This is a genomic window from Streptomyces sp. CA-251247, assembly GCF_050952975.1.
GTDB classification, from domain to species: Bacteria; Actinomycetota; Actinomycetes; order Streptomycetales; family Streptomycetaceae; genus Streptomyces; species Streptomyces achmelvichensis.
The window spans coordinates 2,875,763-2,889,979 of the sequence record NZ_CP191861.1; the positions used below are offsets into that span (position 1 = coordinate 2,875,763).

Annotated in this window: 11 protein-coding genes; 4 read left to right on the plus strand and 7 right to left on the minus strand. The window is 72.5% G+C overall.

The genetic code is table 11. The features are described from left to right. Positions 1–21: 21 nt before the first annotated feature. The 6 genes from ACQPWZ_RS12585 to ACQPWZ_RS12610 form a co-directional block, all read right to left on the minus strand. Positions 22–936, minus strand: coding sequence for a LysR family transcriptional regulator (locus ACQPWZ_RS12585; RefSeq protein ID WP_433571359.1), 915 nt, complete (start codon positions 934–936; stop codon positions 22–24). A 36-nt stretch (positions 937–972) separates the two neighbouring features. Further along, positions 973–1,548, minus strand: a complete 576-nt coding sequence (locus tag ACQPWZ_RS12590; RefSeq protein WP_405569729.1) for a dihydrofolate reductase family protein — start codon at positions 1,546–1,548, stop codon at positions 973–975. A gap of 105 nt (positions 1,549–1,653) precedes the next feature. Next, positions 1,654–2,589: a DMT family transporter gene (locus ACQPWZ_RS12595; protein ID WP_433571360.1), complete on the minus strand. Its 936-nt coding sequence runs from the start codon at positions 2,587–2,589 to the stop codon at positions 1,654–1,656. A 222-nt stretch (positions 2,590–2,811) separates the two neighbouring features. Beyond that, positions 2,812–3,042 (minus strand): hypothetical protein, encoded by a 231-nt coding sequence (locus ACQPWZ_RS12600; protein WP_340473136.1) that lies wholly within the window; start codon positions 3,040–3,042, stop codon positions 2,812–2,814. A 21-nt stretch (positions 3,043–3,063) separates the two neighbouring features. Beyond that, on the minus strand, positions 3,064–5,280 hold the full coding sequence (gene malQ, locus ACQPWZ_RS12605; RefSeq protein ID WP_433571361.1) for a 4-alpha-glucanotransferase: 2,217 nt from the start codon (positions 5,278–5,280) through the stop codon (positions 3,064–3,066). Beyond that, positions 5,281–5,475, minus strand: a complete 195-nt coding sequence (locus ACQPWZ_RS12610; RefSeq protein ID WP_313946286.1) for a hypothetical protein — start codon at positions 5,473–5,475, stop codon at positions 5,281–5,283. It abuts the gene before it with no gap. A gap of 240 nt (positions 5,476–5,715) precedes the next feature. Here ACQPWZ_RS12610 and ACQPWZ_RS12615 point away from each other — a divergent pair, with 240 nt between their 5' ends. Continuing rightward, complete coding sequence (locus ACQPWZ_RS12615; protein ID WP_433571362.1) at positions 5,716–8,652, plus strand: beta-N-acetylglucosaminidase domain-containing protein; 2,937 nt, start codon at positions 5,716–5,718, stop codon at positions 8,650–8,652. A gap of 180 nt (positions 8,653–8,832) precedes the next feature. On the opposite strand, the gene ACQPWZ_RS12620 is transcribed toward ACQPWZ_RS12615, so the two are convergent. Continuing rightward, positions 8,833–9,369: an HNH endonuclease gene (locus ACQPWZ_RS12620; protein WP_340473139.1), complete on the minus strand. Its 537-nt coding sequence runs from the start codon at positions 9,367–9,369 to the stop codon at positions 8,833–8,835. Positions 9,370–9,632: 263 nt separating this feature from the next. Here ACQPWZ_RS12620 and ACQPWZ_RS12625 point away from each other — a divergent pair, with 263 nt between their 5' ends. The 3 genes from ACQPWZ_RS12625 to ACQPWZ_RS12635 all read left to right on the plus strand — a co-directional run bounded on the left by ACQPWZ_RS12625 (position 9,633) and on the right by ACQPWZ_RS12635 (position 14,197). Further along, positions 9,633–10,703: a mechanosensitive ion channel family protein gene (locus ACQPWZ_RS12625; RefSeq protein WP_340473140.1), complete on the plus strand. Its 1,071-nt coding sequence runs from the start codon at positions 9,633–9,635 to the stop codon at positions 10,701–10,703. Positions 10,704–11,028: 325 nt separating this feature from the next. Next, positions 11,029–12,792, plus strand: a complete 1,764-nt coding sequence (locus tag ACQPWZ_RS12630) for a D-glucuronyl C5-epimerase family protein (protein WP_433571363.1) — start codon at positions 11,029–11,031, stop codon at positions 12,790–12,792. A gap of 202 nt (positions 12,793–12,994) precedes the next feature. After that, positions 12,995–14,197: an ROK family transcriptional regulator gene (locus ACQPWZ_RS12635; RefSeq protein WP_433571364.1), complete on the plus strand. Its 1,203-nt coding sequence runs from the start codon at positions 12,995–12,997 to the stop codon at positions 14,195–14,197. The last annotated feature ends 20 nt before the right edge of the window (positions 14,198–14,217 follow it).

Here is a 14,217-nt window from a genome sequence, read left to right on the forward strand (position 1 = left end):
GGGCATGCCGTCGGACCGGCGTCAGTCCGGCCGTCCCGCGGCCACGCTCGTCAGCGCCTCGAGCACCCTCCCGGCGCCCCGCCCCTCCTCCGCTCCCCTGCGCACCGCCGCCACGACGTGCCGCCGCGGCTGGTCGGCGGTCGGCGCCCGCAACACCACGCCCGGCCGCGCGTCCCGCTCCGCCGTCGCCATCCTGGGGACCAGCGCGACGCCCATCCCCGCCTCGACCATCGCGAGGATCGCCGTCCAGCCCGCGGCCGAGTGCGCCTGTTCGGGGACGAAGCCCGCGGCCTCGCACGCCGCGAGCGTGATCTCGGACCACGGCCCGCTGCCGCCGAAGATCCAGGGCTCGCCGGACAGATCCGCCAGCCGCAGGGCCGGCGCCGTGGCCAGCGGGTGACCGGCGGGCAGGGCGACGTCCAGGGGGTCGGCGAGCAGTGGGACGCGGCTGAACTTCGGGTCGCGCGCGGTCGGCGCATGCGCGGCCAGCGACAGGGCCACGTCCACCTCACCGGCGAGCAGCAGGTCGTAGGCCTCCGCGGCTTCCGCCTCGCGGACGCGTACCTCCAGTGCCGGGTGGTCGCTGCGCAGCCGCTGGACCGCCGGAACGACCAGTGCGGGCACGGCCGTCGAGAAGGCGGCAAGGCGCACCTCCCCCACCTCGCCGTGCAGATAGCCGGTCAACTCGGCTTCCGCCCGTTCCAGTTGGGCGAAGACGGCCTCCGCGTGCCGCAGGACGAGATGAGCGGCGTCGGTGAGCCGGACGCGGCGGCCGTGCGCCTCCAGCAGCGGAACGCCCAGCTGCCGGGCGAGGTTGGCGAGCTGCTGCGAGACGGCCGAGGGGGTCATCAGCAGCGCCTCGGCGGTGGCCGTCACGGTCCCCCGCTCGCCCAGCGTGCGGAGGATCCGGAGCTTCCTGATGTCCCACTCGGTCATGTCCGCACCGTATCCGGGGCGCGGCCCTGCCCCGCACTACCGTTTCATCGCGTACGTGGTGAAGATCATCCCGTTGTCGAAGACCCGGCTGCTCGTCACCGCGAGGTCGCTCACGGCGAAGCCCGCCGAGAACATGGGGATACCGGCGCCGAGGAGCACGGGGTAGGTCTTCACATGCAGTTCGTCGATCTCCTCGCGCAACTGCCCCGCGAGGTCTCCGCCGCCGCAGAGGTAGATGTCCAGGCCGTCCTCCGCCTTGAGGTCGCGGACCGCGGCGACCGGGTCCGCGGGGACCAACTCCACCGCCGGGTCGGGCGACGCCGTCAGGCTGCGGGAGACGACGTACTGCCGCATATGGGCGTAGGGGCTGGTCACGCCCATGTCCAGCGCGGGCTGGTAGGTGCCGCGGCCCATCAGCAGGGTGTCGAAGCGGACGTTCTCCGCGTGCTCGATGCCGAGCAGCCGGCGTATGTGCGTGGGGAGGGTCTCGGGGTACTCCGTTGTCGCGTACCGGGTGAACTCCTCACTGATCGGATAGATGTTGCCGTCGCCGGCGGGGTCGGCGATGAAGCCGTCGACGGAGGAGGCGATGTAGTACACGAGCTTGCGCAAACCGGGTCCTGTTCGTCGGGGAACGATGGGCGGGCCAGAACTCCTGACCACGACACTCATAGTGCTCCGTCCGTAGTGGTCAGCGCAAGGCCCTTTCCCGCACCATCACCGGCCCTTGCTCGACCCCAGCGCCACGCCGCCGAGGATCAGGGCCATGCACAGGAGTTGCAGCGGCCCCGTCGGCTCGTCGAGCAGGGCGAAGGAAAGAGCCGCCACGCACACGGGCTGGAGGTAGTAGACGATTCCGGCGCGGGCCGCGCCGATGAGGGCGATGGCCTTGTTCCATGCGAAGAAGGCGATCGCGGAGGAGAAGACCCCGACGTACACCAGCGGCCCTGCGGTGCCCGCCGTCACCGTGAAGCCGCCCTGGACGGCGAGGCTGACGCCGTACGCCGGGGCCAGCATCAGCGCGCCGAGGACGAACGTCGCGAACAGAAAGGCCAGGCCGCCGATCTCGGCGGGCCGCCGTCGCAGCAGGACGCTGTACGAGGCGAAGCTGAGCGCGGCTGCGAACATCCACAGATCACCGGCGCCGAACGACGGAATCGGGGACCCGTCGCCGACGAGCAGCAGAACGCCCAGCAGGGCGACCGTCATCCCGGTCACCCGGCGGGGTCCGAGCCGCCGGCCGCCGAGGCGTTCGTACACCGCCATCACCACGGGCGACGCGGCCATGATCATGCCCATGTTCCCCGCGGTCGTGGTCACTCCGGCCTGGTTGACGAGCGTGTTGTAGACCGTGACGCCGAGGAGTGCGGCGAGGGTGATCCGGCCGAAGTGGCGGCGGATCAGGGCCCGTTGCCGCCAGGTCTCGCGTGCCGCGAACGGCGCCACGGCGACGATCGCCACCACCCAGCGCCAGAAGGCGGCCTGCACCGGGGGAACCGTGTCGTGGAGGGCCCGCGAGGTGACGAAGCTCCCCGACCAGACGACCGTCGCGACGGCGGCGAGCAGGAGCCCGGGCCCGGAGGCCCGCCGCACCCTCTCCGCCGCCGTTGTCGCCTCGCTGCTGCGGACGTGGTCATGGTCGAGGACTGTCATCGGCTGTCACGCACCTCTCCCCCGAAGGGGTCGACTGGGGTTACGTGATCCACCGTCGCAGCGAGGGAATGCTTAGGTCCATCGAAAACTTTCGATCATTCCTTGAAGGGAAACTGAACGATGCGAGGGTGCTGAGACGCGTCAGGGCACGACAAGGGCGCCCCAGGGGTGCGTGCGCACCCCGGGGGCGCCCCGGAGAATGTCGGTGCAGCTACCTGCCGGTCAGGTCTGCTTCTTGGACTTGTCGAGCACCATCACCAGGCCCACGATCAGCAGGAAGATGCCCACCGGCGCGGCGACGAACAGCCCCAGCGTCTCGGCGACACTCAGGCCCGGGCCCGGGTCGTCGCCGTCGTCACGCATCGAGGCGACCGCGGGCGACGACAGGAGCAGCATCATCAGCGTCGTACCGGCCGCGACGGCGCCGGCGCGCAAAGCGTTCTTCTTGTCCACGGTGCCAAAAGTAGCGAACGCCTAACGCGGGCGCGCGTCCGGGGGTGCCGTACGGGGACCGAAGACCTCCATCAGCGCATGCAGCCGGGGTGAGGCGGCCAGCTCCTCCAGCGTCACCGGGTGGCCCTCGGCGTCCGCGACCGGCAGCCGCCAGTTCGGGTACTGGTCCCAGGTGCCGGGCAGATTCTGCGGACGCCGGTCCCCCACGGCGTCGGGCAGCCAGACCCCGACCATCCGGGCGGGTGTCCGCAGCAGGAAGCGGTAGACCGCGCGGATCTGCCCCTCCTCGTCGCTCGTGCCTTCGGGCAGCAGACCGAGGCCGCTGAGCAGCGCGAGCCATTCGCCGACGTCCGCCAGCTCCTCCGTACGCTCCTGCTCCAGGGGACGGGTGAGCAGACCGAGCCGGTGGCGCAGCTCCACGTGCTCACCGGTCAGCCGGGCCGCGGTGGAGGGCAGATCGTGGGTCGTGGCGGTGGCCACGCAGCCCTCGCGCCACTGTTCGGGCGGCAGCGGGCGGCCGGTGCGCGCCCAGTCCCGTTCGAACCAGAGCACGGAGGTACCCAGCACACCGCGGCGGGTGAGGGCCTCCCGGACGCCCGGCTCGACGGTGCCGAGGTCCTCCCCGATGACCACGGCCCCGGCGCGGTGGGCCTCCAGCACGAGCACGGCCAGCATCGCCTCGGCGTCGTAGCGGACGTAGGTGCCCTCGGTGGGCGGACTGCCCTCGGGGACCCACCAGAGCCGGAACAGGCCCATGACGTGGTCGATGCGCAGGGCACCGGCGTTCTTCAGGAGGCCGCGCAGCAGACCGCGGTACGGGGCGTATCCGGAGGCGGCGAGCACGTCGGGCCGCCACGGGGGCAGCCCCCAGTCCTGGCCGCGTGCGTTGAAGGCGTCCGGCGGCGCGCCGACCGACATCCCGGCGGCGAAGGCGTCCCGCTGGGCCCAGGCGTCCGCGCCGCCCGGATGCACGCCGACGGCCAGGTCGTGGACGATGCCGACGCCCATACCCGCCTCGCGTGCCGCCTGTCCCGCCGCGGCCAGCTGCTGGTCGGTGAGCCAGGCGAGCCGGCAGTGGAAGTCGACCCGGTCCATCAGCTCGTACCGGGCACGGGCGGTCTCCGCCGAGCGGGGGTCCTTGAGCTCCTCGGGCCAGGCGTGCCAGTCCGCGCCGTGCACCTCGGCGAGGGCGCACCAGGTGGCGTGGTCCTCCAGCGCCCGGCCCTGGGCGGACAGGAAGTCCCAGTAGGCGGCGCGGCGGCCGGGCCCGAGCGGCACGCGCTGGACCAGGTCCAGGGCTTCGCGCTTCAGCTCCCACACCGCGTCCCGGTCGATCAACGCCCCCTTCTGGAGCACGGCCGCGCGCAGTCCGGCGGCCTTCTCGCGCAGCTCGCCCAGCCGTTCGCGGGCGCGCTCGTCCACGTATCCGTACTCGGGGATGTTCTCGATGCGCAGATGGACGGGGTCGGGGAAACGGCGGGACGAGGGCCGGTACGGCGAGGGGTCCGTGGGCGCTCCGGGCACGGCCGCGTGCAACGGGTTGACCTGCACGAAGCCGGCGCCGAGCGCGCGGCCGGACCAGGTCGCGAGCTCGGCCAGGTCCCCGAGGTCGCCCATCCCCCAGGAACGGTCGGAGAGCAGGGAGTAGAGCTGGACCAGGAAGCCGTGGGAACGGCCGTCGGGCTGCGGTACCCCGGCGGGTGCGACGACGAGCGCGCTGCGGGCGGTGCGGCCGTCGGGCGCCTCGGCCCGCAACTGGTGGACACCGCAAGGCAGTTCCGCCCAGGACGGAGCGACGGCCTCGGCCTGCCCCGCGGTGACCTCGGCCTGACCGGCGGATGCGGGACCGTGCTCGGCAGACGCGTCACCGGCCTCGGGGGGCCCTGCTTTGTCCTCCGCGCGCCCGGCCGGCCACTCGACGGCCGGCTCGTCGTCCGCGGCGTCCTCGATGTCGATGCGCAGCGCCGTGCCCGCGGGCAGCTCGGCGAGCGCGCGCGGCAGGGAGAAGGGCGCGGTGTCCTCGCGCCACAGGACCACGGTCGGGGGCAGCAGCCGGCTCGCTGCGACGGATTCGGCATGGTCCAGCGCGTCCCGGACGGCCGTGTCGTCGGACGCGTCGACGCCGAGCGCGGCGAGGACGGCGACGACCGTGGCCTCGGGAACGGGGACGGTCACACCCTCCGAGGGCGTGTGGTCGGTGGCGACTCCGTGCAGCGCGGCGAGCCGGGCAAGGCCCATTCAGACTCCTGGGGACTCCGTGCCGCCGGCGGTCCGGGCGGCGGTCGGCTCGCTGGTGAGGGGCGTGATGTCGGCGAGCGGGGGTTCGCTGGTCAGGGGGGCTACGTCGGGAAGCGGGGGTTCACTGGTCAGCGGGCCGGGGCCCGGGACCTGTTTGGACAGGGCGGAAAGCAGCAGATGAGCGGATGCGGCCACGACGGTCACTCCAAACTGACGGTAACGGGTCACACGAGCCCTACCCAGCGGGCGCGACGGCAGACGTGTCGAGGCCCTCCTCGTGTTTCCTGTCACATCCCGTTCCGGCGGCCCCAGTTGGATCACACCGCCCATACCGCCCGGCAAAAGGTGTACAACGGCCACGTGCATTGACACCCTCCGTGCGGTGGTGGTGGGCTCGAACCGACCGGTACGGCAAGGGGACGAGGGGAGACCGGCGTGCGGCTCGCGCGCAGCAGGCGTACGGCCACGGCTGTCGCCGTCGCCGTCATCGGAGGTCTTCTCGGGGGTGCGCAGGGCGCGGTCGCCGCGCCGGGCGACCCCGGCACCCCCGCCCGTACGGCCAAGGACCCCGAGGGCGAGTCGGCGCTGCCCGCCGTGTGGCCGCGTCCGCAGCGGATGGCGGCCGCCGGGCCCGCGATACCGCTCGGCGACGAGGCGACGGTCCTCGCCGGCGAAGGCGCGGATCCCCACGCCGTGGAGCTGGCGCAGCAACTGCTGCGCGACGCGGGCGTACGCACCCTCTACACCACGGCACCGGGCCGCGGCCCGGTCGTGCGCGTCGGCGGGACGGGCGCCCAGGACGCCCTGCGCGCCCTGCGCTCGCCCGAACGCACCGACCTGCCCGCGGGCGGCTACCGGATCGCCGTCGGCACCGTCCAGGGCCGTGACACGGTCGCGCTCGACGGCATCGGCGAGGACGGTCTGTTCCACGGCGTCCAGACGCTGCGGCAGCTGATCACCGAGCGCCGGGGCGGTGCGGCGGCGGGCAGGGCCGTCGCGGGAGTCCTCGTACGCGACTGGCCGGGCACGGCGGTGCGCGGGATGACGGAGGGCTTCTACGGGCAGCCGTGGAGCCACCGCCGGCGCCTCGCCCAGATCGACTTCATGGGCCGCACCAAGCAGAACCGGTACCTCTACGCCCCGGGCGACGACCTGTTCCGGCAGGCGCGCTGGCGCGACCCCTACCCGGCGGCCCAGCGCGCCGAGTTCCGCGAACTGGCCGAGCGGGCGCGGCGCAACCACATCACCCTCGCCTGGGCCGTCGCGCCCGCGCAGGAGATGTGCATGGCCGAGGACGGCGACATCAAGGCGCTGAACCGCAAGATCGACGCCATGTGGGCGCTGGGTGTGCGGGCGTTCCAGCTCCAGTTCCAGGACGTCAGCTACAGCGAATGGCACTGCGGCGCGGACGCGGACGCCTTCGGCTCGGGCCCGGAGGCGGCGGCGCGCGCGCAGGCCCGGGTGGCCGGCGCGGTGGCCCGGCATCTGGCGGAGCGGCACCCGGACGCCGCACCGCTGTCGCTGATGCCGACGGAGTTCTACCAGGACGGCGCCACCGACTACCGGCGGGCGCTGGCCGAGAAGCTCGACAGCCGCGTCCAGGTGGCGTGGACGGGTGTCGGCGTCGTGCCGCGCACCATCACGGGGCAGGAACTGACCGGCGCGCGCGAGGCGTTCAAGCACCCGCTCGTCACCATGGACAACTACCCGGTCAACGACTACGCGCAGGACCGGATCTTCCTCGGGCCCTACACCGGCCGGGAGCCCGCGGTGGCGACCGGCTCCGTCGCCCTGCTGGCCAACGCGATGGAGCAGGCGTCCGCCTCCCGCATCCCGCTGTTCACCGCCGCGGACTACGCCTGGAACCCGAAGGGGTACCGGCCGCAGGAGTCCTGGCGGGCCGCGATAAACGACCTCGCGGGCGGCGACGCGAAGACCCGTGAGGCCCTCACCGCCCTGGCGGGCAATCACGCCTCGTCCATCCTCAGCCCCACCGAGTCCGGCTACCTCCAGCCGCTCCTGAACGACTTCTGGCGCACGCGCACCGGCACGGACGCCGCCGCCCGGGACCGGGCGGCCGCCGCGCTGCGCGCGGCCTTCACCGTGATGCGGGAGGCGCCCGAGCGGCTGAAGCGCCCCGCCGACGGGCTGCTGGACGACGAAGTGCGCCCGTGGCTGGAGCAGTTGGCGCGCTACGGACGGGCCGGTGAGCTCTCCGTCGACATGCTCCAGGCGCAGTCCCGCGGCGACGGCGCCACCGCCTGGCGCGCCTCGCTGGACCTGGAGCCGCTGCGCAAGCAGCTGGCGGCCGGCCAGGTCACGGTCGGCAAGGGGGTGCTGAAGCCCTTCGTGGACCGGGCCGTGAAGGAGTCGGCGTCCTGGACGGGCGCGGACCGCGTCGCCGGCACCGCCGGCGAGGACACCGTCCGCCTCGGCCGTGCCCGTCCGGTGGGCGCGGTCACCGCGATGACCGCACCGGGCACCGCGCCCGGCCGGCTGGAGGCACACGTCCCCGGCGAGGGCTGGCGCCCGCTCGCCGCCCTCTCGCCGAGCGGCTGGACCCAGGCCGACGCGAAGGGCCTGCGGGCGGACGCGGTGCGCGCCGTCGCGGACGGTGCCGAGCCCGTGGCCGTACGGTCCCTGGTGCCGTGGTTCGCCGACGAGCCGCCCGCCGGGCTGGACCTGGTGCGCGACGAGACCGACGCGGAGATCGGCGGCGGCCCGCAGCGGGCCGGGGTCCGGCTGACCCCGCAGCGGCCCGGCGAGGTGCGCGGAACGCTCACGGCCAAGGCCCCGGCCGGGATCAAGGTGACGGTGCCGAAGGAGACGACGGTCCCGCGCGGGCTGCGCACGACCGTGCCGGTCGAGGTCTCCGTCCCGGCGGGGACGCCGGCCGGCGAGTACCGGGTGCCGCTCTCCTTCGCCGGCCAGGAGCGCACGCTGACGGTGCGCGCCTATCCGCGCACCGGGGGTCCGGACCTGGCGCGGGAGAGCGGCGCCGCCGCGTCCTCGTCGGGCGACGAGACGCCGGACTTCCCGGCCCCGGCCGCGGTCGACGGCGATACCAAGACCCGCTGGTCCTCCCCCGCGGAGGACGGCGCCTGGTGGCAGCTGGAGCTGGCCCGCCCGGCCCGCGTCGGCCGGGTGGTGCTGCACTGGCAGGACGCGTACGCGAAGAAGTACCGCATCCAGGTCTCGGCGGACGGCCGCACCTGGCGCACCGCGGCGACGGTCCAGGACGGCAGCGGCGGACGCGAGTCGGTCCGCATGGACGCGCGCGACACCCGCTTCGTCCGGGTCCAGGGCGAGGCGCGGGCCACGCAGTACGGCTACTCACTGTGGTCGGTGGAGGCCTACGCGGTCGCGGAATAGCTTCCGCGGACCAGCCTCAGCCCGGCCGCCGCGGTGAGGGGGCGCGCGGAGGGCGCGAGGGACGGGCGGCCGCGCGGCACCGACCGCCGTCACACGCTTCCGTGCCCCGCGGGGCGGACCGCCTGCACCCGCCTGGTCCGCCCCTCGGGGGCGGACCAGGGCACAAAAAAGGCCTGGTCCTCAGGCAGGGATGCCGTCGATCCGGGCCATCGCGTCGTCCGCGCCGTACGGCTGCAGGTATGGCAGCCAGCGCGGGTCCCTATGTCCGGTCCCGATGATCCGCCAGGCGAGTCCGCTCGGCGGCGCGGGTTGATGGCGCAGGCGCCACCCCAGTTCCCGCAGGTGCCGGTCGGCCTTGACGTGGTTGCAGCGGCGGCAGGCCGCCACCACGTTGTCCCAGACGTGCTGTCCGCCCCGGCTGCGCGGAATGACATGGTCGACGCTGGTTGCGACGCCACCGCAGTACATGCAGCGCCCGCCGTCACGGGCGAACAGTGCTTTGCGGGTGAGAGGAACAGGCCCCCGGTAGGGGACCCGGACGAACCGCTTCAGCCGGACGACGCTGGGTGCGGCGATGACACGGGTGGCACTGTGCATGAAGGCGCCGGACTCCTCGAGGCAGAGAGCCTTGTTCTCCAGGACGAGGATGAGCGCGCGGCGGAGCGGTACGACGCCGAGCGGCTCGTACGACGCGTTGAGGACCAGGACGTGCGGCACGGTGGATGCCTCCTTGTACGCCGGCGGCGCGTGGCTCGCGCCGGGACGATCTGCTCTTCAGTCTCTCCTCATGCCTGCTCCGAGCGCCACCACGTAGTGGTAACGGGCTCGAGGTGTTTTCGACCACATGGGATACGACGCCTTTCTCCCCGGGTTTCATCCCCAGGTGAGCCTTGTCTCTCCCTCGAACATGGCAACGGAGCACACGCCATGCCCCGTTAGTGTGGTTGGGCCGTCGTCCGCAATGCCTGGAGGCTTCCCTCGTGACCGCGTTCTTGTCATCTGTCCCCTGGGCAGCCGATCCGTCGACCGAGCCGGTCTCGCTCGACGAGGCCGCCAAGCAGGCCGGAGACGCCGCAGGCTGGGTGGAGCAGAACTGGTCCACCTGGCTGAACACGGGCCTGCGCATCGCCCTGATCATCGTCGTCGCACTGGTGCTGCGGATGCTCCTGCGCCGCGCGCTGACGAGGCTGATAGCGCGGATGAACCGGTCGGCGCAGGCCGTGGAAGGCACCGCCCTGGGCGGTCTCCTGGTCAACGCCGAGCGCCGCCGGCAGCGCTCGGAGGCCATCGGTTCGGTGCTCCGGTCGGTCTCGTCCTTCGTGATTCTCGGCACAGCGGGTCTGATGATCCTCGGCGCCTTCAAGATCGATCTGGCGCCGCTGCTGGCCTCGGCGGGTGTCGCGGGTGTCGCGATCGGCTTCGGCGCGCGCAATCTCGTGACCGACTTCCTCTCCGGTGTCTTCATGATCATGGAGGACCAGTACGGCGTCGGGGACTCGATCGACGCGGGCGTCGCCTCCGGCGAGGTCATAGAGGTGGGACTGCGGGTGACCAAGCTCCGCGGTGACGACGGCGAGATCTGGTACGTCCGCAACGGCGAGATCAAGCGGATCGGCAACCTCAGCCAGGGCTGGGCGACCTCGGTGGTCGACGTGACGGTCCGCCCGACGGAGAAGCTGGACCACGTGAACGCGGTGATCGGCGAGGTCGCGGACGACCTGGCGAAGGCCGAACCGTGGAACGAGCAGCTGTGGGGCCCGGTGCAGGTGCTGGGCCTGACCGAGGTGCTGCTGGAATCGATGACCGTCCGGGTCTCGGCGAAGACGATGCCGGGCAAGGCGCTCGGGGTGGAGCGCGAGCTGCGCTGGCGGATCAAGCACGCGTTCGACGCGGCGGGCATCCGTATCGTCGGCGGCCTCCCGCAGACCGCCGAGGAGTCCGTCCCGGACCCGTCGGCCTCGATGGCCGCCCCCTCGGCCCTGGCGAGCCCGACGTCGCCGCAGTCGCTCGCGGCGTCCCCGATCGCGCCTCCGGCGAACATCTCGAAGTAGGCGGACGGGTCGGTGCAGGTCACGACGACGGACCTGCCGCACCTGACGGCGAGGCACCACGCGAACGGGCATCCGGGCCCTATCGGCCGGGGTGCCCGTTGTGCGCTCCCCGGCCGCTCGCCACTACGGGCGTTCGTACACGGACCGCTCACGCTCAGGCCGCCGCGCTCCCCTCCCTGCCGGGCCGGACACCCCTTCACGTGACGGTCACACAGCGGCCCCATTCGTCACACCTACTACACGCACCCCGTAGGATGCCCGCACTTGCTTACGCGTGTTACCCGTGGGGGGTCCATGCGTCATATCTGTGGGGGGTCCAACAGTCATGGCCGGAAAGAGACGCGCGGACATAGGTCGCCGACGCTTCATCCGTGTTGCCGGCGGCACCGTCGCCGGTGCCGCCGTCGCCGGGGGCGGGACCTTCACCGCGATGGCCACCGGGGTCTTCGAGCCCTCCCCGACGGATCCGCTCCAGGGGATGCCGCGCTCGCTGGCGCTGAGCCTGCCCGCGACGCCGGGCAGCACCGAGCCGCCGCTGCCGCCGCTGCCCGATCAGCTGGCCGAGGGCACCATCTCGCGGCCGGGCGCCCGGACGTCGATCCCGTACGCCGACAAGCCCGTGGAGCCGCGGACCGCACGGGACAACGTCCCCACGGTCCTGCCGTTCGAGTTCAAGGCCGACGGTTTCCGCTGCGTGACCGATCTGCCCGAGGCCCTCAGGCCCTGGCGTGACCGTCCCACGACGTGGGCAAACGTTTCTCCGAACAACGAGCACACCTACCTCGACTCCAAGGGAGTCATCCAGTACCGGCCGAGCAAGACCGCCGCCGGCTACGACCAGCCCGTCACCCAGATCCAGTTCGGCCTCGGCTGCATCACCAGCTACCGCGTCGAGCGGGACCCCGCCCGCAAGGCCCTCTTCCTCAAGCGCGCCAAGGCGCAGGCCGGCCGGCTGATCGAGAAGCGCGTCGAGGCCCGTGGCGCCTGGTACTTCCCGTACCCCTTCAACTTCGCGCACGCGGCCCACAGCGGCATCACCTACCGCGCCCCCTGGTACTCCGGCATGGCGCAGGGTGAGGCGATCAGCCTCTTCACCCAGCTCGCCCAGCTCGACGGGGTCACCGAGCAGGAGCGGACGCTCTACAAGGCGGCCGCCGACGGCGCGTTCGCCTCGCTGCTGCGCGCCGACGACGGCAAGCCGTGGGCCGTCAACAAGGACAAGAACGGCTACCTCTGGATACAGGAGTATCCGATGGACGCCCCGGGCGTCTCGGACTACACCTACAACGGCATGATCTTCGCGATGTTCGGCCTCTGGGACTACTTCCAGGCGACCGGCAACCCGCTGGCGGAGAAGCTGTACGACGGGTCGCTGACCACCATGCGCGCCCACTTCCCGCGGCTGCGCAACACCCGCTGGTACTCGTACTACTGCAACACGCACCGCATACCGTCGCCCACGTACCACCAGCACCACATCAACCTGCTCCGCCAGCTCCACTGGCAGACCGGCAGCCCGAGCATCGCGCACCAGCACGACCAGCTCATCGACGACTTCCCGGCGTACATCCTCAAGGCCGGGGCCGTCGCCGCCTTCGCGGCGGGCACGCACACCCTCTACCAGCTGGACACCCTCGGCGCCGACAAGAGCTTCGGCTGGTCCGCGTCGAAGGCCGACAAGCAGCTCGCCACCAAGAAGGTGACCTTCGCCAAGGCCACCCAGGCGCCGGTGAACATCCGCCGCCGCATCCAGGGCCGCGGCATCTACTACCGCATCAACGCCGGTGCCTACGCGGGCTGGTGGGTCGGCGAGGCCTACCCGAAGGTGTTCCTGCGCGGCGAGTACGTCTCGACCACCTACCGTCCGCTGCGCACCGCGACCTTCCCCGCGAACGTCGAGGTCACCTGCGTCAAGTTCGGTACCAACGGGACCACCGGCACGATGAAGACGGTGAAGTTCACCAAGCCGTCCAACGCCCCGTTCGACCGCCGGGCGGTCGTGAACGGCCGGCCGATGGTCCGGATCACCGCCGGCGGTCTCGCCGGCTACTGGGCGCCTGTCGCCCAGGTCCTCACCGACGGGCGATGACCCCGGCGAACGGGCCCCTGCCGAACGGCGGGGGCCCGTTCGCATGCCCCCGTCCGGCGCCGTCCAGGTAACGCTTTGGTTGCCTCGCGGGCGTCGGCCATTGACGCCCGCCCGACATGCGGCTTACTTTCCTCTCACTGAATAGGAAACTTTCCTAACAGTGCGCTGAGAACATCGCAGCCGAAGGGCAGGTGCATCCGTCGTGGCCGGAACCACACCCGGTACACCGCGCGTACTGCGCGCCATGAACGACCGGGCCGCGCTCGACCTGCTGCTGGAGCACGGTCCCCTCTCGCGCACCAAGATAGGGAAGCTGACGGGCCTCTCCAAGCCCACCGCCTCGCAGTTGCTGGCACGGCTGGAATCCGCCGGCCTGGTGGTCGCCACCGGCACCACGGAGGGACGGCCCGGCCCCAACGCCCAGCTGTACGCGGTCCATGCGGGGGCCGCCTTCGCCGCCGGACTCGATGTCACCCCGCTGCGGATCCGCGCCGCGGTCGCCGACATCACCGGGACCACCGTCGGCGAGTTCGAACTGCCGACCCCCGGCCGGCGCGCCGACAGCGTCGTCAAGCAGGTCACCGAGGCGCTCGACGGAGCCGTGAAAGCCGCCGGGCTGACCCGCGCCGACATCCACCGCATCGTCATCGCCACCCCCGGCGCCTTCGACCCGTCCACCGGACGGCTGCGGTACGCCTCGCACCTGCCCGGCTGGCACTCGCCGACCCTGCTCGACGAGCTGGCGGCGGTGCTGCCGATGCCCGTCGAGTACGAGAACGACGTCAACCTCGTCGCCGTCGCCGAGCAGCGTCTGGGCGTGGCCCACGGCCATGAGAACTTCGTGCTGCTGTGGAACGAGGAGGGCCTCGGCGCCTCCCTCGTCATCGGCGGCCGGCTGCACCGCGGCTTCACCGGCGGCGCCGGCGAGGTCGGCTTCCTCCCGGTCCCCGGCACCCCGCTGGTGCGCCAGGTGACCAAGGCCAACAGCGGCGGCTTCCAGGAGCTGGCCGGTGCCCAGGCACTGCCGCGGCTGGCCCGCGACCTCGGCGTCGAGGGTGTCGGCCACGGCCACTACACGGAGGTGGCGACCGCGCTGGTGGCCCGGGCGGCCGAGGCCGACTCCGGCCCGTACCGGCTGCTGCTGGACGCGTATGCGACCGGGCTCGCCACCGGTCTCGCCTCCATGGTCGCCGTCCTCGACCCCGAACTCGTCGTCCTGTCCGGCGCCGTGATCACCGCCGGCGGGGAGCCGCTGCGAGCCCGCGTCCAGGCGGAACTCGCCGAACTCGCCGCTTCCCGCCCCCGACTCGTCCTCGGTTCCGTACGTGAACACCCGGTCCTGCGCGGGGCGTTGGAGAGCGCCCTCGCCACCACCCGCGACGAAGTCTTCGACACCTCGCGCTGAATCCAGAGACACCACGCAAC